This window comes from Comamonas sp. GW821-FHT11H03, assembly GCF_058807955.1.
Map to the genome: position 1 here is coordinate 98,517 of NZ_JBXARF010000009.1, position 23,007 is coordinate 121,523.

At 64.1% G+C, this 23,007-nt stretch carries 20 protein-coding genes; 13 read left to right on the plus strand and 7 right to left on the minus strand.

The window, feature by feature from the left end; genetic code table 11:
* Positions 1-26: 26 nt before the first annotated feature.
* A complete protein-coding gene (metH, locus tag AC1RTQ_RS19195; protein WP_302092763.1) occupies positions 27-2,786 on the plus strand; it encodes a methionine synthase in 2,760 nt (919 codons plus the stop codon).
* A 76-nt stretch (positions 2,787-2,862) separates the two neighbouring features.
* Here metH and AC1RTQ_RS19200 read toward each other — a convergent pair whose 3' ends face one another.
* The 3 genes from AC1RTQ_RS19200 to cls form a co-directional block, all read right to left on the minus strand.
* Positions 2,863-3,555, minus strand: a complete 693-nt coding sequence (locus tag AC1RTQ_RS19200; RefSeq protein ID WP_003071890.1) for a GntR family transcriptional regulator — start codon at positions 3,553-3,555, stop codon at positions 2,863-2,865.
* An 8-nt stretch (positions 3,556-3,563) separates the two neighbouring features.
* The gene (locus tag AC1RTQ_RS19205) at positions 3,564-4,904 is read right to left on the minus strand and encodes a C4-dicarboxylate transporter DctA (protein WP_492878312.1); all 1,341 of its coding nucleotides are present in this window, start codon (positions 4,902-4,904) and stop codon (positions 3,564-3,566) included.
* 245 nt (positions 4,905-5,149) lie between these two features.
* Positions 5,150-6,595 carry a cardiolipin synthase gene (gene cls / locus AC1RTQ_RS19210; protein WP_492878055.1) on the minus strand — a complete coding sequence of 482 codons (1,446 nt, stop codon included), beginning with the start codon at positions 6,593-6,595 and terminating at the stop codon, positions 5,150-5,152.
* A gap of 208 nt (positions 6,596-6,803) precedes the next feature.
* Here cls and AC1RTQ_RS19215 point away from each other — a divergent pair, with 208 nt between their 5' ends.
* Complete coding sequence (locus AC1RTQ_RS19215; RefSeq protein ID WP_304349843.1) at positions 6,804-8,036, plus strand: ammonium transporter; 1,233 nt, start codon at positions 6,804-6,806, stop codon at positions 8,034-8,036.
* A gap of 26 nt (positions 8,037-8,062) precedes the next feature.
* Positions 8,063-8,383, plus strand: coding sequence for a hypothetical protein (locus tag AC1RTQ_RS19220; RefSeq protein ID WP_492878057.1), 321 nt, complete (start codon positions 8,063-8,065; stop codon positions 8,381-8,383).
* 14 nt (positions 8,384-8,397) lie between these two features.
* Here the strand turns inward: AC1RTQ_RS19220 and AC1RTQ_RS19225 are convergent, their stop codons facing one another.
* Both AC1RTQ_RS19225 and trpB read right to left on the minus strand, forming a co-directional pair.
* Positions 8,398-9,774, minus strand: a complete 1,377-nt coding sequence (locus tag AC1RTQ_RS19225; RefSeq protein ID WP_409811842.1) for a glycerophosphodiester phosphodiesterase family protein — start codon at positions 9,772-9,774, stop codon at positions 8,398-8,400.
* 121 nt (positions 9,775-9,895) lie between these two features.
* The gene (gene trpB / locus AC1RTQ_RS19230; RefSeq protein ID WP_492878059.1) at positions 9,896-11,098 is read right to left on the minus strand and encodes a tryptophan synthase subunit beta; all 1,203 of its coding nucleotides are present in this window, start codon (positions 11,096-11,098) and stop codon (positions 9,896-9,898) included.
* 186 nt (positions 11,099-11,284) lie between these two features.
* Here trpB and AC1RTQ_RS19235 point away from each other — a divergent pair, with 186 nt between their 5' ends.
* Positions 11,285-12,718, plus strand: a complete 1,434-nt coding sequence (locus AC1RTQ_RS19235) for a DUF2868 domain-containing protein (protein ID WP_492878061.1) — start codon at positions 11,285-11,287, stop codon at positions 12,716-12,718.
* 2 nt (positions 12,719-12,720) lie between these two features.
* Positions 12,721-14,277, plus strand: coding sequence for a DUF3482 domain-containing protein (locus AC1RTQ_RS19240; RefSeq protein WP_492878063.1), 1,557 nt, complete (start codon positions 12,721-12,723; stop codon positions 14,275-14,277).
* Here the strand turns inward: AC1RTQ_RS19240 and AC1RTQ_RS19245 are convergent.
* Together AC1RTQ_RS19245 and AC1RTQ_RS19250 are read right to left on the minus strand one after the other, a co-directional pair.
* Complete coding sequence (locus tag AC1RTQ_RS19245; protein ID WP_409811834.1) at positions 14,252-15,424, minus strand: sensor histidine kinase; 1,173 nt, start codon at positions 15,422-15,424, stop codon at positions 14,252-14,254. The genes AC1RTQ_RS19240 and AC1RTQ_RS19245 overlap by 26 nt on opposite strands.
* A complete protein-coding gene (locus AC1RTQ_RS19250; RefSeq protein ID WP_492878065.1) occupies positions 15,409-16,158 on the minus strand; it encodes a response regulator in 750 nt (249 codons plus the stop codon). The genes AC1RTQ_RS19245 and AC1RTQ_RS19250 overlap by 16 nt, the downstream gene beginning before the upstream one ends.
* Positions 16,159-16,392: 234 nt before the next feature.
* Between AC1RTQ_RS19250 and AC1RTQ_RS19255 the strand changes: the two genes are divergently transcribed.
* The 8 genes from AC1RTQ_RS19255 to AC1RTQ_RS19290 are packed head-to-tail and all read left to right on the plus strand — an operon-like array spanning position 16,393 to position 23,007.
* Complete coding sequence (locus AC1RTQ_RS19255) at positions 16,393-17,781, plus strand: efflux transporter outer membrane subunit (protein WP_492878067.1); 1,389 nt, start codon at positions 16,393-16,395, stop codon at positions 17,779-17,781.
* Positions 17,778-18,926, plus strand: a complete 1,149-nt coding sequence (locus AC1RTQ_RS19260) for an ABC transporter permease (RefSeq protein ID WP_492878069.1) — start codon at positions 17,778-17,780, stop codon at positions 18,924-18,926. The genes AC1RTQ_RS19255 and AC1RTQ_RS19260 overlap by 4 nt, the downstream gene beginning before the upstream one ends.
* Positions 18,927-18,936: 10 nt before the next feature.
* Entirely contained in the window at positions 18,937-19,692 is a 756-nt protein-coding gene (locus AC1RTQ_RS19265) for an ABC transporter ATP-binding protein (protein ID WP_367882846.1), read from the plus strand.
* Between the two features lie 2 nt (positions 19,693-19,694).
* Entirely contained in the window at positions 19,695-20,630 is a 936-nt protein-coding gene (locus tag AC1RTQ_RS19270) for an HlyD family secretion protein (RefSeq protein ID WP_492878071.1), read from the plus strand.
* The gene (locus AC1RTQ_RS19275; RefSeq protein WP_492878073.1) at positions 20,623-21,336 is read left to right on the plus strand and encodes an MtnX-like HAD-IB family phosphatase; all 714 of its coding nucleotides are present in this window, start codon (positions 20,623-20,625) and stop codon (positions 21,334-21,336) included. Before AC1RTQ_RS19270 ends, AC1RTQ_RS19275 begins: the two co-directional genes overlap by 8 nt.
* Complete coding sequence (locus tag AC1RTQ_RS19280; protein WP_492878075.1) at positions 21,333-22,244, plus strand: alpha/beta hydrolase; 912 nt, start codon at positions 21,333-21,335, stop codon at positions 22,242-22,244. The genes AC1RTQ_RS19275 and AC1RTQ_RS19280 overlap by 4 nt, the downstream gene beginning before the upstream one ends.
* Positions 22,234-22,602 carry an EamA family transporter gene (locus AC1RTQ_RS19285; protein ID WP_409811826.1) on the plus strand — a complete coding sequence of 123 codons (369 nt, stop codon included), beginning with the start codon at positions 22,234-22,236 and terminating at the stop codon, positions 22,600-22,602. Before AC1RTQ_RS19280 ends, AC1RTQ_RS19285 begins: the two co-directional genes overlap by 11 nt.
* A 12-nt stretch (positions 22,603-22,614) precedes the next feature.
* On the plus strand, positions 22,615-23,007 hold the full coding sequence (locus tag AC1RTQ_RS19290; protein WP_492878077.1) for a DMT family transporter: 393 nt from the start codon (positions 22,615-22,617) through the stop codon (positions 23,005-23,007).

Here is a 23,007-nt window from a genome sequence, read left to right on the forward strand (position 1 = left end):
TTTCTGGTTTTCACACAGGTGAGCTGATGTCCGCTGCTATCCCTTCCACTGCCATTCCTCCCATGCGCCTGTCGGGCCTGGAGCCCGTCTTCATCGGCGATGAGACGCTGTTCGTCAACGTGGGCGAGCGCACCAACGTCACCGGCTCCAAGGCCTTTGCGCGCCTGATCCTGAATGAGCAGTACGAGGAGGCGCTGGCCGTGGCGCGCCAGCAGGTGGAAAACGGCGCCCAGGTGATCGATGTGAACATGGACGAGGCCATGCTGGACAGCAAGGCCGCCATGGTGCGCTTTCTGAATCTGATTGCCTCCGAGCCCGATATCGCCAAGGTGCCGGTGATGGTGGACAGCTCCAAGTGGGATGTGATCGAAGCCGGCCTGCGCTGCCTGCAGGGCAAGGGCATCGTCAACTCGATCTCCATGAAGGAGGGCGTCGAGGAATTCAAGAAGCACGCCAAGCTGGTCAAGCGCTATGGCGCTGCCGCCGTGGTGATGGCGTTTGACGAAAAAGGCCAGGCCGACACCTTTGCTCGCAAGATCGAGATCTGCGAACGCGCCTACCGCATTCTGGTTGATGAAGTGGGCTTCCCGCCCGAGGACATCATCTTCGACCCCAACATCTTTGCCGTGGCCACCGGCATCGAAGAGCACAACAACTACGGCGTCGATTTCATCGAGGCCGTGCGCTGGATCAAGCAGAACCTGCCCGGCGCGAAGGTCTCGGGCGGCGTCTCCAATGTCTCGTTCTCATTCCGTGGCAACGACCCCGTGCGCGAGGCCATCCACACGGTGTTCCTCTATCACGCGATTGGGGCAGGCATGGACATGGGCATCGTCAATGCCGGCATGGTCGGTGTGTACGATGACCTGGAGCCCCAGCTGCGCGAGCGCGTGGAGGACGTGGTGCTCAACCGCCGCCCCGATGCGGCCGAGCGCCTGCTGGAGATCGCCGACAGCGCCAAGGGCGCGGCCAAGGACGACAGCAAGAAGCTCGAATGGCGCGGCACGCCCGAGGCACCGAAGACCGTGGGCGAGCGTCTGTCGCATGCCTTGGTGCACGGCATCACCGACTTCATCACCGAAGACACCGAAGAGGCCTACCAGCAGATCGTGGTGCAGGGCGGAGGCCGCCCGCTGCACGTGATCGAAGGCCCGCTCATGGACGGCATGAATATCGTCGGCGACCTGTTCGGTGCCGGCAAGATGTTCCTGCCCCAGGTAGTCAAGTCCGCGCGCGTGATGAAGCAGGCCGTGGCCCACCTGGTGCCCTATATCGAGGAAGAGAAGCGCCAGCAGGAAGCGGCGGGCCTGGACGTGACCAGCAAGGGCAAGATCGTCATCGCCACCGTCAAGGGCGACGTGCACGACATCGGCAAGAACATTGTCACCGTGGTCCTGCAGTGCAACAACTTCGAAGTCATCAACATGGGCGTGATGGTGCCCTGCCACGAGATCCTGGCGCGTGCCAAGGCCGAGGGCGCGGACATCATCGGCCTGTCGGGCCTGATCACTCCCAGCCTCGAAGAGATGCAGTATGTGGCCGGCGAGATGGACAAGGACGACTACTTCCGCATCAAGAAGATTCCGCTGCTGATCGGCGGCGCGACCTGCTCGCGCGTGCATACGGCCGTGAAGATTGCTCCCAAGTACGACGGCCCCGTGGTCTATGTGCCCGACGCCTCGCGCTCGGTCAGCGTGGCGCAGAGCCTGCTGGGCGAAGGCAAGCAGGCCTATCTGAACGAGCTGAGCGCCGACTACGACAAGGTGCGCACCCAGCATGCCAACAAGAAGAAGACGCCACTGTGGACGCTGGAGCAGGCCAGAGCCAATGCTGCCGTGGTGAACCATGCCCCCGTGGTGCCGCGCACCCTGGGCCGCCGCGTGTTCAAGAACTTCGACCTGGCCGAAATTGCCCAGTACATCGATTGGGGTCCGTTCTTCCAGACCTGGGATCTGGCGGGGCCGTACCCGGCCATCCTCGACGATGAGGTCGTGGGCGTGGAAGCGCGCAAGGTGCTGGCCGATGCCCAGCTCATGCTGCAAAAGATCATTGACGGCCGCTGGCTGCAGGCCAATGGCGTGATGGGCCTGTTCCCGGCCAATCGCGTGGGTGACGACATCGTGTTCTACACCGACGAGTCGCGCAGCCAGGTGCTGACTACCTGGTACGGCATGCGTCAGCAGACCGAAAAACAGGCCGTGGACGGCCCGGATGGCCGGCCCGTGATGCGCCCCAGCCGCTGCCTGGCCGATTTTGTGGCCACCAAGGAGTCGGGCATTGCCGACTATGCCGGCCTGTTTGCCGTGACCGCCGGCATCGGCGCCGAAAAGAAGGACAAGGAGTTCGAAGCTGCGCTGGACGACTACAGCGGCATCATGTTCAAGGCCCTGGCCGACCGCCTGGCAGAAGCCTTTGCCGAATGTCTGCACCAGCGCGTGCGCAAGGATCTGTGGGGCTATGCCGAAGACGAGAGCCTGAGCAACGAGGAACTCATCAAGGAAGCCTACAAGGGCATTCGCCCCGCGCCCGGCTATCCTGCCTGCCCCGATCACACGGCCAAGATCGATCTGTTCAAGACGCTGCAGGCCGATGAAATCGGCATGACGCTGACCGAGAGCCTGGCCATGAACCCCGCATCCAGCGTGAGCGGCTTCTACATCGGCAACCCCGAGGCCAGCTACTTCAACGTGGGCCAGATCGGCGAAGACCAGCTCGCCGATATGGCCCAGCGACGCGCTATGGATATCGAGGAGTTGCGCCGTTATCTGGCGCCGAATCTGGGCTGAGCCCGCTTCGAGGTCGTACCTCGCAGATGAAAAAAGCCAGGGTCGACCCTGGCTTTTTTCGTTGGGAGCGTGTCGCTCAGAGGCGTTGCTTGAGCACGGGGGCGAGCGTGGCACGCAGCCGGTCGCCGGGCTCCTCGGTCTCGGTCGCACGGATTTCCAGCGAGCGCTCCACCATGCCTATATGCTCCAGCAGCAGGGCCTTGGCACCCTCGGTGTCGCCGCGCTCCAGGGCTGCCACGATGCGTTCGTGCTCGGCGCAGGACTGGCTGGCGCTGTGCGTGGACTGATAGAGCGTGGCAGCCAGGGTGGTGCGTGCCGTCAGATCGCGCAGCGTGTCGGCCAGCAGCCGGTGGCCCATCTGTTCGGCCAGGCAGACATGGAAATCCGCAAGCAGGAAGGCACGCGTGGCGCTGTCCGCGCCGGCAATGGCTTTTTGCTCCTGGGCGATATGGCGGCGCAGCCTGGTGATGACGCGCTGCAGCGGCTTGCCGGCCTCCTGCAATATGCCGGTCTCGATGATCCGCCGGGCAGAGAACGCGTCCATGGCCTCGGCCGCCGAGGGCTGGACCACATACCAGCCCCTGCGGGCCTGAACCTGGACAAAGCCACGGGCCTGCAGCTGCATCAGCGCTTCGCGCACCACGGTGCGGCTGACGTCGAAGTTGTTGGCCAGCTCCTGCTCTCCCAGTCGTTCGCCGGGTGCCAGCTTCTGGGCCAGGATGGCTTCGACAACGCGTTCCGCGATGTGTTGTGGAGAGGCAGGAGTCATTGCTTGGTTCAGTGGCTAGAGTGAGGGATGGGGACTATGACAGGCGGCACGATAGCAGATGCATGGTCTTCTTCTTGGGTCAGTGGCTCGGCCTTGCCGTCAAGTACCGCATGGGCACGTTCGCGGTCGATGTCGCCCTCCCAGGCTGCAATCGCCACGGTGGCCACGCAGTTGCCGATCAGATTGCCCAGAGCGCGTGCAATGCCCATGAACCAGTCCACCGACAGCACCAGCACCAGGCCGATCGCAGGGATGGCGGGAATGGCGTGCAAGGTGGCGGCCAGCACCACGATGGCCGAGCCCGGTACGCCGTGTGCGCCCTTGGAGGTCACCAGCGCGATGGCCAGAATGGTCAGCAGGTCGGACATGCTGATCGGGGTGTTGGTGGCCTGGGCGATGAAGACCGCAGCCAGCGTGATGTAGATGGAGAACGCGTCCAGGTTGAAGGAGTAGCCGGTGGGAATCACCAGGCCCACGGTGGAGTCGCGCACACCCATGTTGCGCAGCTTGGCCATGATCTGGGGCAGCACGCTGTCGGACGAGGTGGTCGCGAAGACGATGGTCAGCTCCTCGCGCAGATAGCGCAGCAGCTTGATCAGGCTGAAGCCCGACAGGCGCATCACCAGGCCCAGCACCACGAACACGAAGATCAGCACCGAGACGTAGAACAGCGCCACCAGCATGCCCAGCTGCTTGAGCGAGCCTATGCCGTACTGGCCCACGGTGAAGGCGATGGCGCCCAGCACGCCCAGCGGTGCCAGCTTGATGATGATGCCCATGACCTTGAACAGGGCCATGGACAAGGCGTCCACCAGATCAGAGACGGGCTTGCCGCGCTCGCCCAGCATGGTCAGCGCGCAGCCGAACAGCACGGCGAACAGCAGCACCTGCAGCACGTCGCCCTTGGCGAAGGCCTCCACCACGGTGGTGGGAATGAGCTTCATGAGAAAGTCCACCGTGCCGCCGCTGGTCAGCTTGTCGGCATTGCTGGCGTAGGCCGCCATGGCCGAGGCGTCGAGCTTGCTGGTGTCCACGTTCATGCCCACGCCGGGCTCGAAGACAAAGGCCAGCACCAGGCCCATGCCCAGGGCGATGGTGGTCAGCACCTCGAAATAGATCAGGGCCTTGACGCCCACGCGACCGACGCGCTTGAGGTCGCCCGCGCCGGCAATGCCGTGCACGACCACGCAGAACACCAGTATGGGAATGATCATCTTGATGAGCTTGATGAAGCCATCGCCCAGGGGTTTGAGTTTCACGGCCCATTCAGGGGCCAGCAGTCCGGCGAGCACACCCAGTATGAGTGCGATCACTACCTGTCCGAACAGTGATCTGACAAAGCGGCGCATAGTCGTCTTTCGCAAGTTGTGGAATCTTGTATGCAAGTTGGCTGAAACTTGAATACAAGAATGTAGGCAAGCGAAAGGCGTGCCAGCAGAGGGTATTCCTGCAGATTTGCATCAATTAGGGGAGGATCAGCCCTGACTTTCACGTATGAAATAAAAGGGCGTTCCGCCTTGGTGCGAGAGGGCGCGCAGGCATGCACGCGCGTGGTGCGCGGGCGCAGCGCATGCCCAAAGCCAGGGCATGAGGCTTACAGCAGCGGGCTCAGTGCACCCAGCAGGTTGTCCCAGATGCGTTTGCGCCAGAGAGTGGCACGCACCTGTTCCAGCGTCACCGCATCGGAATCGCGCAGATAGCTTTGCTGGCGCTGACGGATGGCCTCGGTGATGGCTTCGTCGTGCAGCAGCACATTGTTCTCGAAGTTCAGGTCAAAGCTGCGCAGATCCAGATTCGTGGAGCCGATCAGGCTGACCGAGCCGTCCAGGCACAGGGTCTTGGCATGCAGCAGGCCGGGGCGGAATTCGTGGATATGGATGCCGGCGCTCAGCAGCCGCCAGTAGTGGCTGCGACTGACTGCGCCGACGATCCAGGAGTCATTGCGGGCGGGCAGGATCAGCGTGACCTGCACCTGGCGCAGCGCGGCGGCGCACAAGGCATCGAGCACCGTGCTGTCTGGTACGAAGTAGGGGGTGGAGATCACGACCTCGCGCTGCGCACAGGCCAGCAGGCAGGCAACCAGCTGGGGTGTAGAGCGTGCTCTTTCCGTCGGCCCTTCGGCAATCGCAACGGCATGGAAGCCGTCGTCAGCGGCAGCGCCGGCCTCGGCCTCGATTGCCGGTGGTGCAAAGCGCGCATCGGACTGCGCCCAGTCGCTGGCAAAGGCCTGCTGCATCTGCGTGACCACGGGCCCCTGCAGGCGCAGCATGATGTCCACCCAGGGGGCATAGCGAGACTTGATGCGAAAGCCTTCGTCGGCGCAGTTCTGACTGCCGCAATAGAAGATCCTGCCGTCGATGAGCGTGATCTTGCGGTGGTTGCGCAGGTCGATGCGGCTGGTCAGCATGACCTTGAGCAGATTGCTGATGGGCAGGGCAATGGCCAGGTGCACGCCGGCCTGCCGCATCTGCTGCCACAGTGGCGAGCGCGTCAGTGCGCGCGATCCCAGTCCGTCGACCATGGCCCGGCAGGTCACGCCGCGCTGTGCGGCACGCATCAGGGCATGGGCCACATCGGTGCCGGTGCTGTCGTCCAGCCAGATGTAGTACAGCACATTGATCTCGTGGCGTGCGGCATCCATGTCGGCCAGCATCTGCGCACGGGCATGTGCGCCATCGCGCATCAACTCGGCCCTGTGGCCGGGCAGCGGCACAAAGCCGTTGATGGAGGAGGCATAGCGGAAGGCCGGCAGCCATTGATCGGGAATGGCCGGCAGTGCCTGCGGGCTGCGGCCGGCATCAGCCGCGGCGCCGCTGCGGGACTGGCAGAACTGGCGCACATTGAGTCTTCTGCGGCCTGGTACGCGGCCCAGGGCCACTTCGCCAAACAGGTAGTACAGCAGGCAGCTCACATAGGGCAGCAGCACGATGACCATGAGCCAGGCCAGTCGCACGTCGGGTCGCATGTCCCGGCGCAGCAGGATGCGCAGGCCGAAACCGGCAATCAGCAATACATGAAGAGTCAGCAGCAGCCAGGTCATGAATCAGTGCAGCAACGATGGACCTTGTCGAGCATAACGGGCTCTGCCCCAAGCACAAGCTGCAAGCCCTGATTCATATGCGGCGAGCTTGAACTCTTTGATGGGAAAACGCTACCTGCTATCAGTAATGCAGCGACAGAAGATGGACACGGCACTGGCATGGAACCTGCTTCCTTCTTTGTCAAAGCAAACAAGCAGGGGGGAGTGCATGGAAATGGTGCCATTGACTGCCATCGACAAGGCAGATACGGGTTGGGTCATGGTTGCGTCGGCGCTGGTCTTGCTGATGACCTTGCCGGGCATCGCCCTGTTCTATGCGGGGCTGGTGCGTCGCAAGAATGTGGTCAACACCATGGTGGCCGTGTTCGCGGTGGCCTGTGTGGTGACCCTGACCTGGTTCGGCCTGGGCTACTCGCTCGCGTTTACTGCCGAGTCTGCCTGGCTGGGCAATCTGGGGCGCGCCTGGTTTGCCTCATTGCACTTTGATGGCCGGCGCAGCGTGATCTCGGTCAGCCATCTGGCGCCGCATCTGCCCGAAGCGGCCTATGCCCTGTTCCAGGCCGCATTCGCCATCATCACCACCTCGCTGATCGTGGGGGCCGTGGTCGAGCGCATGCGCTTTGCGGCCCTGCTGGTGTTTGCCGCGCTGTGGAGCGTGGTGGTCTATGCACCGGTGGCGCACTGGGTGTGGGAGAGCGGCGGCTGGCTGAACCAGCTGGGCGCACTGGACTTTGCCGGCGGTGCCGTGGTGCATGTGAATGCGGGCGTGGCGGCGCTGGTCTGTGCCTTCATGATGGGGCGCAGGCGTGGCTATGGCACCGAGCCCTTCGAGCCGCACAGCCTGGGCTGGACGGCCATGGGCACGGCGCTGCTGCTGTTCGGCTGGTTCGGCTTCAACGCCGGATCGGCCCTGTCCGCAGACGGGCGTGCAGCGCTGGCCTTTGTGGTCACGCTGGTGGCGGCCTCGGCCGCCGGGCTGGCATGGATGGTGGTGGAGTGGCTGGTTCGCGGCGCTCCGACCTTGCTGGGACTGCTCTCGGGCATGGTGGGCGGTCTGGTCGCCATCACTCCTGCCGCCGGATTTGTGCAGGTGGGCAGTGCGGTGTGGATAGGCCTGATTGCGGGCGCCCTGTGCTTCTGGGGCGCAACCTGGCTCAAGCGCCGGCTGGGGGCCGACGACTCGCTCGATGTCTTCGGCGTGCACGGTGTGGGCGGCATTGCCGGCTCCATCCTCACGGCGGTGTTTGCCGACCCCCTGATCGCAGGCACAGGCGCCACGGTGCTGAATCAGCTGATTGCGGTGGCAGCGGTGGCTGCCTACAGCGGCGCAGCCACGGCCGGGTTGCTGGTGCTGATCCGTCTGCTGATGCCGTTGCGGGTGGATGCCGTGCAGGAAATGGAGGGCCTGGATATCAGCCTGCATCTGGAGCGTCAGCACTAGTGGTCCATCAAAGACTGGAGCGATGTATGGAGGACAGCGAGCGAGTGGCGGTGGCTGCACATCTGCATGTGGTGTTGCGCCGCAAGACGGGCCGGGTGACCGATACCGAGTGGATGGCCTGCAACCAGGCCTACGCACAGGCCATGGTTGCCTTTGCGCTGGAGCATGCACGAGAGCAACAGGACGAGGAGCTGGCGCGCCTGGCCCGGCGTCTGCAGGACAGCTGGAGCTGCGACAAGCCCCGGCATGCAGCGCCTGCCGGGACCGCGCAGAGCGACGGCTCCGTCACCGCCAAGGCCGCCGAGATACTGCGCACCTCGGCACGCTATATCGGCGGTCTGCGCTGAGGCACAAGCCTGGCCTATTGCTTTTTCAGCTCGGCAATATAGGCATCGCGGGCCTTCACGCCATCGGCCGTGAAGTCGGTGAACACGCCGTCAATGCCCAGGCGGTAGTAAGGCAGATATTCCTGCAGCGGGTCGCCCTTGAAGATGCCCGCGAGCCGGCTGGCCTCGCTGCGGAAGGTAAAGCTGTGCACCACCAGGCCGGCCTTGTGCGCGTTGGCGATCAGGCCGGTGTCCTTGAGCGTGTTGACGTCCTTGAGGCCAGCGCCGTCCTTGTACGGAACGACGGAATGGGCCAGCACCTGGGGCTTCCAGGGGCCGATGCCGTCGGCATAGGTCTTGATCTCGGCCAGGCCTGCCGGCGTCTGCATGACTGCGAAGGTGCGCGCATCGCCGGCCAGAGTCCAGCTATAGGGGCGGCCGCTGATGAAGGTCCATTCGTCGGCGGTGATATAGCCTACGGAGCCGTCCCTGAAGTTGTAGTCGTTGCCATCAATCAGCTGCACCGCCTTGGCCTGCATGCCCGCCTTGCGCAGGTACTTCAGGCTGTCGGGGTCGAAGCTCTGGATGTAGATGGGCGCTTCCTTGCGGTTGAGGTTGTTGCTGTCCAGCAGCGCCATCACGGCATCTTCGAACGGGTGCTCGCCCGTGCCGCAACTGTTGGCAATGGCCTGCTGGTTGTTCCAGTAAGGATTCTTGGTCTCGGCGTAGACGGCAATCGTGCGGCCTGCCGCCTTGCCCTTGGCCAGCGCGATATCGATCACATCCTGGGCGCTGATCAGCGGCAGCTTGCCATTCCATTCGCTGGGACGATCGGCGCGGTTGTCCAGCGTGGTGCCGCCAAACAGCGTGCGCAGCTCATGCAGGGTGAAGTCCGAGATGGACCAGTCGCCGGTGTGGTCCTCGCCATCGACCACCAGCGCCTGCAGCACCGACTTCTGATTGTTCGGATCGATGCGGTCGCTCAGGTACTGCGCGGGGCCGTTGGCGGCAATGGCCGGGTACTTCACGTTGACCAGCACGCCGGGCGTGTTGCGCTTGCGGCCCGCCACATAGGCATTGATCTTGGCGACCTCGGCGATATTGGTGCTGTCGCTGAGCCAGGCGTTGTGGCGTGCCACCAGCTGGCAGTCGCGGCTCAGGTGCATGTCCAGCTCGATCATGTCGGCACCGGCATCGATGGCTTTCTCGTAGGCCATCTGTGTCTGCTCGGGGTACAGCCCCGAATAGCCGCGGTGGGCGATGACCTGGGGCTGCTTGCCGTCCAGCGTCAGAAACTGCGGCGCAGGTGCCGGCGTCGGGCCGTCTCCGCCGCCACAGGCGCTCAGGGCAAGGGCGGCAAGCAAGGTCAGAGCAAAGGCGGGGTGGCGGGTATGGGACATGGGTTCAGGCATGGATGGACATCGCCTCATGCTTGCGGTTGTTGATGACGCTTGTGTGACCATGTCATCAGAGCATGTTCACGCTCCGAAGCACAAGGCTGCCGGGGCGGCAGCCCTGTGCGGGATGCGGCTGTTACAGCCCCAGCTTCTTGGCGACGTAATCGGCATCCTTGTCGCCGCGTCCCGAGAGATTGACCAGAATATGCTGGTCCTTGCCAAGCCTCGGCGCTTCGCGCATGGCCCAGGCCACGGCGTGTGCACTTTCCAGTGCCGGGATGATGCCCTCCACACGCGACAGCGTCATGAAGGCATTCAAGCACTCTTGGTCGTCCACGGACTGGTAGTCCACGCGCCCTATATCCTTGAGATAGCTGTGCTGCGGGCCCACGCCCGGGTAGTCCAGGCCCGAGGCAATGCTGTGCACGGCGGCTGGCGTGCCGTCGGCGTTTTCCAGCACATAGCACTTCATGCCGTGAATCTCGCCGGGCTTGCCAACCGACAGTGTGGCGGCATGGCGGCCGGGCTTGTCCACGCCCTCGCCGGCGGGCTCCACGCCCACCAGATGCACGGATGCGTCACCCAGGAAGGCCGTGAAGATGCCCATGGCATTGCTGCCCCCGCCCACGCAGGCCGCCACATGGTCGGGCAGCTTGCCATGCCGGCTCTGGAACTGCTCGCGCGCCTCACGACCGACGATGGACTGGAAGTCCCGCACCATCATGGGAAAGGGATGGGGGCCGACCACCGAGCCAATTGCGTAAATGGTGTTGACGGGGTCTTGCAGATAGACCTCGAAGGCACTGTCCACGGCCTCCTTCAGCGTGGCTGCGCCGCGCGTCACGGGCACCAGATTGCAGCCCAGAATACGCATCTTGGTGACGTTGGGGTGTTCCTTCTCGATATCCACCTGGCCCATGTGAATCTCGCAGGGAATGCCCACCAGTGCACAGGCCGTGGCCAGGGCCACGCCATGCTGGCCGGCGCCGGTTTCGGCAATGACTTTTTTCTTGCCCATGAACTTGGCCAGCAGCGCCTCGCCCAGGCAGTGGTTGATCTTGTGAGCGCCCGTGTGATTCAGATCCTCGCGCTTGAGATGGATCTGCGCGCCGCCCAGTTGATCGGACAGGCGCTTGGCATGAAAGATGGGGCTGGGTCGGCCCACATAGTCGGCAAACAGCGCGGCCAGCTCGTCCTGGAAGTCCTGGCGCTTGACGATCTCTTCGTAGGCTGCGGCAATCTCGTCCATGCATTGCTTGAGCTCTGGCGGCACGAGCTGGCCGCCGTAGGGGCCGAAGAAGCCTTGCGCATCGGGCATGGCCTGGGGGTTCTGGGTCATGGCTTGTCTCCTTGGTGTGTGGTGCAGCGAAGCTGCATTCATAGCACACGGCGGGCTCAAGGCGCTTGCAGGCAAGTCCGGATGGAATCGGCACAGAAAGGAGCGCAGCCCTCAAGATGAAAGCGCTGACAGCTATTGTTTTGATATTGGCGGCAACAAGCTTCTGCTCTGAAACACAATAGCGACATGAAAGCCCGCTCAGCCCGCGACATTGTCTTTGCCCATGCTCTGGAAACTGCATCTCCGCACGAGGCGCTGCCCACGGCCGAGCGTTGCACTGCCATCACGCAGGAGTGCCTGCACGCCCAGGGCAAGGTCAAGGGCGGCGGCCGTGCGGCGTTCGAAGGCTTTCTGCATGAGCGGGCACAACGCGTGATTGCTGCAGCGCAGCTGCCTGCCGACATAAGGGCGATGGCCCGGCAGCGCGCCGGTATCTCAAGCTGGATGGTGCTGGCCGTGATGGCTGCGGCATTTGCGCTGGGCTTTGCGGGTCATGCGATCACAGACCCGCACCGTGTGGACCTGCTCTCTGCCTCCCTGATCGGCATCGTGCTGTGGAATCTGCTGGTCTATGTGCTGTTGCTACTGTCCTGGTTGCGCAGCCTGGCGCGGCGCAGGAAGACGGGGACTGCACCGCTGGAGCCTGGGCAGGGTCAGGGTGCCGTAGCGGCGCCCGGTGGCTGGCTGCAAAAACTGCAGGCAAGGCGGTGGAGTGTTTCGCGCGGCACGGGGCTGCGCAAGATGGCGCTGAACTTCGAGCGCAACTGGTGGCAGGTCAACCAGCGGCCACGCCATGCGCAATGGCTTGTGTGCCTGCATCTGGGGGCCGCCATGCTGGCGCTGGGAGCGCTGGCATCGCTATGGCTGACCGGCCTGACCAGGGCATATCAAGTGGGCTGGGAGAGCACTTTCCTCTCGCCGTCTGCCGTGCAGACCTGTCTGAACATGCTGTTTGCACCGGTGCAGCATCTGCTGGGTCTGGCACCGTGGAGTCTGGCGCAGATCCAGGCGCTGCAGGGCTGGTCGGCCGGTGATGCCGCAGATGCGGGGCCACGCTGGGTGCAGCTCTACAGCTGGCTGCTGGGCTTGATGGTGGTGGCGCCGCGCCTGCTGCTGGCGCTGTGGCAGGGTGCCAGGGTCTGGTGGTTGAGCCAGCATCTGGCCTTGCCGCTGCAGCAGCCTTATTTCCAGAAGCTGCAGCGTGACTGGGCGGGGCGCGCAACGGCGCTGCTGGTGCAGCCCTACAGCCTGGACATCACGCCCGAGCGCGAAGCCGCCCTGCGCAACCATGTGGCGCAGAGCTACGGCGCTGGTGCGCAGCTTGAGCTGCTGCCTGTGCTGGCCTATGGCTCGCCCTTGCCGGACGCTTCGGCCGTTGACGCACAGCAGGTGCTGCTGCTCAATCTGGCTGCCACGCCGGAGGCGGAAATCCATGGCGTGCTGCTGGCGCAGGTATTGAACCGCTGGGGCGCGCAGACCGATGTGTGGCTATGGGCGGCGGATTTTCGTGCGCGCAACAGCGGTGCCCCGGCGCGAGTGCAGGAGCGCGAGCAGCTGTGGCGGGAATTCGTGCGCGGCGCGGGCCTGAACGCGACCCTGGTGCCCGGCGCAGGAGTGTGATGATGAGTGAGAACAATGTGCTGGTTCCGAGTGACAACAGCATTCAGTGGTGTCTTTTGTCGCACACCAATATCGGCAAGACCACGCTGACCCGTACGCTGATGGCCGACGATGTCGGCGAGATTGACGACGCCGCCCATGTGACCACGCAGTCGCAGCGCTATCTGCTTCAGAAAACGCAGCAGGGCGATGAGTTGTGGCTTTGGGACACACCGGGTTTCGGCGACTCCGTGCGGCTTTATGAGCGCCTGCGGCAGCAGGGCAATCCGCTGGGCTGGTTTCTCAGCAATGTCTGGGACCGCTGGCGCGACAAGCCTTTTTACCTGAGCCAGCGTGCCTTGCTTGCTGCGCGCGATCATGCGGATGTGATGCTCTATCTCGTCAACGCGGCAGAAGACCCGGCCGATGCCGGCTACTGGAGCGCCGAGATGAACATACTGGCCTGGCTGAACAAGCCGGTCATCGTGCTTCTCAACCAGATCGGCAGCGACACCACGGCAGAGCAGACGCAGGAAGATTTGCGGCGCTGGCAGCAGGCGACGCAGAGCTTTCAAAGCGTGGTGCGCGACGTGCTGGTGCTGGATGCCTTCACGCGCAGCTGGTGGCATGAGCGCAAGATGATGCAAAGCATTGCGCCGCTGTTGCCCCGGTCCAAACAGCCCGCCTACCGGCGTCTGCTGGAGCAGCGGGCCTGGCAGCAGCAACAGCGCGAGCAGGCGAGCCTGGCGGTCATGGCAGATCAGTTGCTGGCGGCAGCGGGGCTGCATGAAAAGCTCGACCCTGAGCAAGGCAAGCTGCTGGCGCGTGCCTGGCAAAGCCTGAGCCAGCTCACCACCAAACTGGGCAAATCGGCAGAGGGTGAAGAGCGGCTCGGAACGCAAGCCAAGGCAGCCGTTCAGCGGCTGATGCAGGCTTTGCGTCAGGCCGATGTGCAGGCCACCCAGCGCTTGCTCGAGATTCATGGACTCGACGGTCAGGCGGCCAGTCAGATTCAGGATCAACTGCGCAACGAGCTTCAGATCACCACGCCCGTGGATGCGCAGGCGGCCAGCTTGTGGGGGGCGTTGACTGCCGGTGCGGCCACAGGACTGGGGGCCGATCTGATGGCGGGAGGCTTGACGCTGGGTGCCGGTGCCCTGGTGGGGGCGCTGTTGGGGGCGCTCACCTTTGGGGGAGCGGCCTGGGGAGCGAACAAGATGTTCGATCAGGAGCAGCAGAGCTTTCAACTCTCGACCGACTATCTGAACGCCAGCGTGAGTCAGGTATTGCTCAAGTACCTGCTGATCTCGCATTTCGGCCGTGGTCGCGGTCGCTACACCAGCCCTGCTGCGCCCAGTCAATGGAGTGAGCTGACCCAGGGCACGGTGCAGGCGCAGGCTGCGCGATGGGCAGCTCTCTGGGCGCAGCTGCGCGAAGCATATGCCGCAGGGGCGGCTGTCGATGCGCACAGAATCGCCACGATGGAGCTGCTCTCGCAAAGCCTGCAGCAGATCATGGCCGATCTCTATCCGGGGCTGAACGCAGAGTCCGGTGTCAGAGACGGGGAAAGCGCACCGTAAACAGGGCACCGCCACGCTCGGACACGCCGGCGCTGACGGTTCCGCCCTGTGAAGTCACCAGTGCCTTGACGATGGACAGGCCCAGGCCCGAGCCTTCTCTGCGACGCTTGCCGGGAGTCTGGACAAAGCGCTGGAAGGGGTGGGCCTGAACTTCGTCAGCAAGGCCGGGCCCCGCATCGCCCACTTCCAGGGTCACCCATGACCGGTTCTGGTGGTCGGAGGTCGTATGCACCCGGATGCTCAGCCAGTGGCCGCTGCTGGCATGACGCAGCACGTTGCTGATGAGGTTGGTGGTGATCTGGCGCAAGCGATCGACGTCGGCCTTGATGTCGGTGCTGCCATCGCCGTCCTGCATGGGCAGATCCAGTGACAGCGCCATGTCCAGCTTTTGCAGCTGTGGGTGCAAGTCCTCGACGACATCGCCGACCAGTGCAGCAAGGTCGATGCGTTCCTTGCGCAGGGACAGTTGTCCTGCGTCAGCCATGGACAGGGTGTGCAGATCGCCGACCAGCCGTCCCAGATGCTCGACCTGGGCCAGCAGCGTCTTCATCTCGGCCGGGCTGGAGTCGATGACGCCGTCGCAGATCGCGTGCAGGCGAGCCTGCAACACCGTCAAAGGGGTTCGCAGCTCGTGGGAGATTGAGGCAGCCGTGGCCAGGCGCTCTGCTTCCAGTGTCTCCAGCGAATCGACCATGCCGTTGAAGGCGTCGATCATCTCGGCCATCTCGCCGTGGGCATTGCCCTTGACGGCTCTGGAGGCCAGGTCGCCGCGCTCCACGCGCGCAGCCACTTCCACCATCGAGGCCAGCGGACTGGTGATGCGGCGGGAGATCCAGAAACCCACGGCCATGCCGAAAGGCAGGCTGACGGCCAGACCGATGACCAGCGACCATTTCTCGCCGAACAGGCGGTCGCCTTCCCAGTACTCGGAGTAGATCTGAAGGGCTCTGGGGCTGTCCTCCAGATCCTGGGACTTCAGCGTTTCCAGCTCTGTCTTGACGGGGCTTGGCAGGTGGCGATAGAACTCGCGGTACTGCAGCTCGGAAAACGCCAGCACGCCAATCGCCAGCGAGGCAATGGCCAGCAGCACGGCCGCCGTGATCCACAGACCAAAGCGGACCCAGATGCGGTTCAGTCCCAGGGCCATAGACGATAGCCAATACCGCGCACGGTCTCGATCAGCCCGTCCTGGCCGGCCAGTTGCAGCTTGCGGCGCAGTTTGGAGAGGTGGGAGTCGATCACCCGCTCCAGCGCATCGCTTTCCGGCAGGCAGTTCTCAATCAGGTAGGCACGTGAAAAGCAGCGGCGTGGCTGGGCCGCCAGGCAGGCCAGCAGACGGAATTCCGTGAGCGTCAGTGCCAGAGGCACGGCCTGGCCCGCATCGTCATAGACGGCTGCACTGTGGGCCTCCACATCGATCTCTATCGGTCCGACGCGTATCGGTGCTGCCACCGGCGCAGGCTTGGCCTGGGTGCGGCGCAGCACGGCACGCACACGGGCCACCACCTCGGGAGGGTTGAAAGGCTTGACCACATAGTCGTCCGCTCCCAGGCGCAGTGCCAGCAGCTTGTCCACATCGTCTGCCAGGGCCGTCACCATGATGACGGGGACATCGCTGTCATTGCGAATCATGCGCAGCACATCCACTCCATCGACCTTGGGCAGATGAATGTCCAGCAGCACCAGGTCCGGGCGCAGCTGGCGAAAGCTCTGCAGGGCTTCCTCGCCATCCTGCGCCATGCGGATGCGCAGGCCGTCGCGCTCCAGATAGGCGCTGAGAATGCCCGCAATTGCGGGTTCGTCTTCGACCACAAGCACCATCGGCGTGGAAGCTGGTTGAGCAAAAGTAGTCACGGTTTTGTGTGCAGCAAAGTCATGCATCTGCTGGACTCCCTGAAACTTGTTATCTGCACATTATGTGCGTTGCCGCTGCAACAGCCGAATGGCTACGGTTCTCCATAATTCCTACATAAACCCTGCAATCTGGCGAAAGCTTGCTGCCGTCCAATGGCAAGGATGGAAAGCTGTTTCCGCTTTCTGCAGGTTCCCCGGGTGACACCTATAGCTTGAGCCAACTGCGCTGTGATATTTCCTTCCCACGTCTCGCGTCTTCGCATGGGCAGCCTGTGTCTGTGTGCCTTGTCATTGCTGGCAGGCTGTGCTGCGCCCGAGGCAGTCAAGCTGGACCGGACCACGCCACCTCAGTGGCAGCAGCAGGAGTCGGCTCAAAAGTCGGACCCTGCGGCATTGGCCCACTGGTGGCGCGCCTGGAATGACCCCGCGCTGAATGCGCTGGTGGACGAGGCGCTGTCCCAGAACCTGGATGTGGCTCAGGCTGTGCTGCGTCTGCGTCAGCAGCGTTTGCTGGCCGGTACGGCCGGAGCGGCTTTTCGCCCCACGGTCAGCAGCGGAGCGCGAACCCTGCAGGATATTGCGGCAGTTGATACTTACTTTCATGCCAGCATCGATGTGAGCTGGGATCTTGGCCTGTTTGGTGACTCCGAAGCGGCGCGCCGCGCAGGCACGGCCGGCGTGCTGGATGCGCAAGCCCAGCTGCATGCAGCGCGGGTGGCGCTGGTGGCCGATGTGGTGCATCGTTATCTCGATATCCGGCTGGCCCAGGTGCAGCGCAGCTTGGCCGAGAGGCAATTGCAGCAGGCACAGCGGCAATTGCAGCTCCTGGAGATTCGGCATGAGCAGAGGCTGACAGATGCCCAGTCTCTGGAGCAGCAAAAGCTGCAGCTGCGTACGGCACAGTCTCAGCTGTTCACCTTGAACGAAGCCCAGGCGCGTGCTGCCCATGCGCTGGCTGCCCTGCTGGGACGCGAGCGTGCCGAGCCGCAGTGGCTGCAGCCCGCGACGGATGCCGCGTTGCCCGCAATGCAGGCGCTTGCCGTGCTGCCGGCAGACCTGCTGCGCAGCCGCCCCGATATTCAAAGCGCCGAGGCCGCGGTGGAGCAGGCCGCGGCCGAGGTCGGTGTGTCACGCGCGGCGCTCTATCCGCGGTTGACCCTGACGGGGTCGTTGTTGTATGCATACAACCTGACGCGCAATCACCGCACGACTTCGGACTCCATCCCCATGGTTGGTCCGCAGATCGATATTCCTCTCTTTGACTGGGGGCGCCGTCGTGCCGTGGCAGACGGCAAGGAGTTGGCGCTGCAGGCCAGCATCAAGGCATACCGCCAGACCGTGCTCAATGGCATTGCCGAGGCTGAAACCGCCCTGGCAGCGGTTGCCGCCCAGCAGCAAAGGCAGCAGCAGCTGCAGTCCGAGAGGCAGATCCATGCCGGGCGCGAGAAGGTCCAGGCAGTGCGCCAGCAACTGGGCCTGTCCAGCGAGTTGGCGGGCATCGATAGCGCCCGCGCCAGCCTGCAAAATCAGAGCGAGCTGGCAACCGCCAGAGCTGCCGAGGCGCTGGCCTATGTGGCTCTGTACAAGGCTGTGGGTGCTGCGCCTGTCGATGCTGCGCTTGTGACCCGGACCACAGAGGCCCAGCCATGATTGCCCTGGCGCGCAAGACGCTGATCCATGAGTGGAGGCGCTTCGTCCCCTCGGTGTTCGCCGTGGGCTTTTCGGGCGTTCTGCTGGCCATGCAGGCCGCCTTGGTGCTGGGCATCTTCGGCTCTGCCGCGATCTACGTGACGGCTTCTTCGGCCGATCTCTGGGTGGGCTATCCGGGTACGCAAAGCGTGAACTTCGGTCGAAATATCGGCAGCGATGTGGAGATGCGTCTGCGCATGGATCCCGATGTGGCGGCCGTGGAATCCTATGTCTGGGTCGACGGTGACTGGCGCGCGCGCGCCGGTGCCCAGGGCGGGACCGGAGGCGGAGTCTCGGTCTATCTCTCGGGCGTCAGCACTGCGGACAACTCCATGATGTTCACCAAGGTGCTCACCTCCTGGCAGCGGCAGCTGCTGCGCGAGCCCGGTGCCGTGATTGTGGACCGGGCGGACCTGGGGACTCTGGGCGCCCAGGAAGGCAGCACGGCATGGGTCAACAACCATGCGGTCAAGATCGTGGCTGCCGTAGACGGCTTGCGCGGGCTGGGCGGCGTCAACGTGATCGCCTCGCTCAGCACGGCCCGCGAAATTGCAGAAACCAGTGCCGAGCATGGCAGCACCTATTTCGTGGCGCGGCTCAAGCAAGGCGCCAAGGCAGGCGAGGCACAGGCGAGATTGAGCCAGTCCAGCAGCAGCTTCGGCCCCTACGAGGTCTGGACGGCCGATGTTTTTGCGCGCCGCTCGCAGCGTTACTGGATGCTCGATACCGGAGCCGGTGCCGGCGTGCTCTTCATGGCCGTCATCGTCTGCCTGGTGGGTGCCATCGTGACCAGCCAGTCGCTCAAGGCGGTGGTGGCGGGGTCTGCCCGCGAGTATGCGGTGCTCAATGCCCTGGGCGTGAGCCGGGCGGCACTGGGCCGCGTGGTGGTCGAGCAGGCCTGCTGGATCGGCGGTCTGGGCTTTGTGCTGGCGGCCCTGGCCAGTGCGGTGCTGCTCAGCATTGCATCCAGCTATCGCGTCCCTGTGGCCCTGAACCTGTCCGCGGTACTCGCGTGCGGCTTTCTGGTGGCCGTGCTGTCGCTGCTGTCGGGTCTGGGCGCCATGCGCAGCCTGCTGCGTGCCGACCCGGCAACCCTGTTGCGTTAAGGCCTGAAACATGCCAGCCGAGACCATGGAACGCGTTAAAACACCTGCTGCAGCCAAGGATGCTGTGCCCAGCCTCGAGGCCGTGCGCCTCGACAAATCCTTTGTGTCGGGCATCGTCCAGGTGCATGTGCTGCAAGGACTGTCCGTGAGCCTCTATGCGGGGGAGTTGAGCCTGATCTCCGGCCCTTCGGGCTGCGGCAAAAGCACGCTGCTGTCCCTGATGTCGGGTCTGCAGAAGCCCGATGCCGGTCATGCACTGGCACTGGGCGAGGACCTGGCCAAGCTCGGCACGGCGGCGCTGGAGAAATTTCGTCTGCGCCATACGGGCTTCGTCTTCCAGGGCTTCAATCTGTTTCCGGCCTTGACGGCACTGGAGCAGGTGCAGCTGCCGCTGGGCTATATGGGTCTCAGAAGCGCCGAGACATTGCGCCGTGCCAAGGAGGCGCTCGACGAAGTGGGGCTCTCGCACCGCAGTCATATGCGCCCGGCCCAGCTGTCGGGCGGCGAGAAGCAGCGTGTGGCCATCGCTCGTGCCATGGCCAAGCAGCCCCGTCTGCTGTTCGCCGACGAGCCCACCAGTGCGCTGGACGCCGAGAGCGGCCAGCGCGTCATTGACTTGCTGCACCGTGCAGCGCGCACGCACGGCACCACGGTGCTCTGCGTCAGCCATGACCCGCGTCTGGTGCGCCACGCCGATCGTGTGCTGGGCATGGAAGACGGCGCCATTCGCAGCGACTGGCGCCAGAACAGCCCCATCAAGGAATAAACATGAACCCAAGCCCATTTCGTCTCAGCATTGTGTCGGGCGCGCCGCTGCTGGCGGCTGCCGTGCTGATGCTGGGCGGGTGCTCTCCGTCTCAGGACGCAGTCTCCGTGATCACGCCGGCTGCAGCCCAGATCAAGCCTCAAAGCCAGGTAGCCGTTGCGCGGGGCAAGATCGATGTAGACGGCGGTCTGCTCGATCTCTCGTCGGCCGCATCGGGCGTGGTGCAGCAATTGCTGGTCAAGGAAGGCCAGAGCGTACAGAAAGGCCAGTTGGTGCTGCGTCTCGCGGACGACGCAGCGCGCGCCGATCTGGCGGTGGCGGAGTCCGAGCTGCAGCTGGCACAGACCAAGCTCAAGACGCGCCAGGATCGCCTGCCCGCGCTCAAGGCCACGCTGACGCGCTGGCAGGCCGCTGCCAAACAGGGTGCGGCGGACCTGCAGAGCGTGGACGAAGCCGTGCAGGCCCTGCGTGACGCGCAGTCCGAAGTGGATATTGCGACTGCGGAAGTCACGGTCGCCAAGCGCAAGGCCGAGCAGCTGCGGTCCCTGCTGCAGCGCCATGAGCTGCGTGCGCCCGAGGCCGCCGTCGTGGTGCGTCTGCTGGCCCAGGGCGGCAGCATGCTGCAAAGCGGCAGCCCGGTGGCGGTGCTGCTGCCCAAGCGCCCTCTGATCGTGCGGGCCGAAGTCAACGAAAGCTACGTGACGGCGATTCGCGAAGGCATGAAAGCCCAGGTGGCCGCTGACGCAGACGGCAGCGCTGCCCGGCAGGCGTTTCCTCCTGCGACGGTGCTGCGCATCAGTCCCGTCTACGGCACGGCCCGACTGCAGGACGACGCGCAGCGTGGCCCGGTAAGAGTTGTGGAATGCGTGCTGGCGTTTGATCAGCCGCCCGCCAATGTCAAGGTCGGTCAGAACGTGAGGGTCAGTTTCCATGAATAAGCGCATTCAGATTTTTCCGTCGCCTGCAGGTACAGCTTCGGTCGGCTGGATGGTGCAAAGCGATTTCGACGGCACCATCAGCCTGCTGGACGTGACCGATACCCTGCTCAACCGCTTTGGCAAGGCGGGCTGGCAGGATCTGGAAGACGCTTGGGAGCGTGGCGATATCGGCTCGCGCGAATGCATGAAGGGGCAGGTGGCCTTGCTGGACATGAGCGAGGCCGAACTGCAGAACCATCTGGACGGCATAGAGATCGACGAGCACTTTGCCGGCTTCGTGGCCGAGGCCAGGGTGCATGGCATCAAGGTGCAGGTCGTCAGCGACGGCATCGACTATGCGATTCGCCATGTGCTTGCACGCCATGGCCTTGGGGATCTGGAAGTCATCGCCAATCACCTGGTGCAGACGGGAGAGCGCAGCTGGCGACTGGATTCGCCCTGGGCCAGCAATCGCTGCACACGGGCCAGCGGCAACTGCAAGTGCGAACGCCTTGCCGAGCAGCAGGCCGTGCACGGGCGGGTGCTCTATATCGGCGACAGCACGTCGGACTTCTGCGTTTCCGGCAAGGCGGATTTCGTGCTGGCCAAGTACAAGCTCATCGACTATTGCGAGAGCCAGGGGATTGCCCATGCGCGCTTCGAGCATTTTGCGCAGGCCACCCAGCTGCTGGAGCAAGTCCTGCTCGGCATGGAGCAGACTGCATGAATGCTGCAGATGGATTGGGGCTGCTGCAGCAGCCGGATTTGCAGCAGCTGTGCGTGACGCCGCATGAGTTCGTCATGCCCGGCGAGGGCCGCAATGCCCGCACGGGCGTGCTGCTGATTCATGGCCTGACAGGCACGCCGGCTGAGATGCGCCTGCTCGCAAAAGGTCTGAACAAGCAAGGCTTCACGGTCTACGGGGTGCAGCTGGCAGGACATTGCGGCAGCATGGAAGACTTGGTGGCTGCCCGCTGGACGGACTGGCTGGCAAGTGTGGAGTCGGGTCTGCAGCGCTTTTCGCTGCATGTGGACCATGTGGTGGTCGGCGGTCTGTCCATGGGGGCGCTGTTGTCACTGGCCGTGGCCGAGCGCCATCCCGACAAGGTGGCCGGCGTCTGCGCGCTGTCCACCACCTTCCGCTATGACGGCTGGAGCATTCCGGCCTATACCAAGCTGGCGTTCCTGCTGCCGCTGTTCCGCCTGCTGGGCATCGGCCGCAACAGCGTCTTCATGGAGGCACCGCCCTACGGCATCAAGGACGAGGCCTTGCGCGCGCGCGTGGTCGAGCAGATGAACAGCGGCGACAGCTCTGCCGCAGGCCTGCCCGGCAATCCCTGGTGGAGCGTCATCGAGCTGCGCGCCCTGTCCGCGAATGTGCAGGCCAGACTGGCGCAGCTGCGTTCGCCCTGTCTGGTCATGCATGCCCGGGAAGACGATATTTCCTCGGTCAGCAATGCCCACGACATCCAGCGCGGCGCGGTCAACGCCCATGTCGACCTGGTGCTGCTGGACAATTGCTATCACATGATCACCATCGACCGCGAGCGCCGCACCGTGATCGCCAAGCTCAACGAATTCATCGCGCGTATCGCCAGCTCGGCCGCGCCTGCCAGGGGTGCGAATGGGCAGTGATCTCTCGCCCCTGGTGGCGACGTTGTGGATACTCAATGTGCTGGTGGACAGCGGAGGGCAACTGGCCTTCAAGGCAGCGGCCAGCGAGCCGGGGCATCGCAATGGCACGGAGCGCTGGCGTTTCATGCTGGCCAGGCCCTGGCTGTGGGTGGGCATTGCCTGCTATGTGGCCGAGTTCCTGGTCTGGCTGGCGTTTCTGTCGCTGGTGCCGCTGTCGGACGGGGTGCTACTGGGCTCCATCAACATCGTCGCCATCATGATTCTGGGGCGGGTGCTGTTTCGCGAAAAGCTCGCGCCCATGCGCGTGGCCGGCATCGTGCTGGTGTCCATAGGCGTGGCCATCGTTGGATTGCACTGAGGGCCGTCGGCTATGAAGCGTTTTTACATTGTCGGCTTTCTGGTACTCATGGCCTTTGACACGCTGGCGCAGCTCAGCTTCAAGCAGGCCGGTGATGCCGCCTTGCCGCTGGAGTTCTCGGCCGGCTGGCTGCTGCGCGTGTTCAGCCAGCCCTGGATCTATGGTGCGTTCGTGGGTTACATCGGGGCCTTCTTCACCTGGATGAGCCTGCTCAAGCACGCGCCCATCGGCCCGGCATTTGCCGCCTCGCATCTGGAGATCATCTCGGTGCTGGCGATCTCGTACTGGCTGTTCAACGAGCCCATTGGCTGGCCGCAGATCATTGGCTGTCTGTTCATCGTGGCCGGCATCATGTGCCTGGCCGTGAGCGAGAAGCCCGAGGCCGAGGCCGAGCAGGCCGCCTGA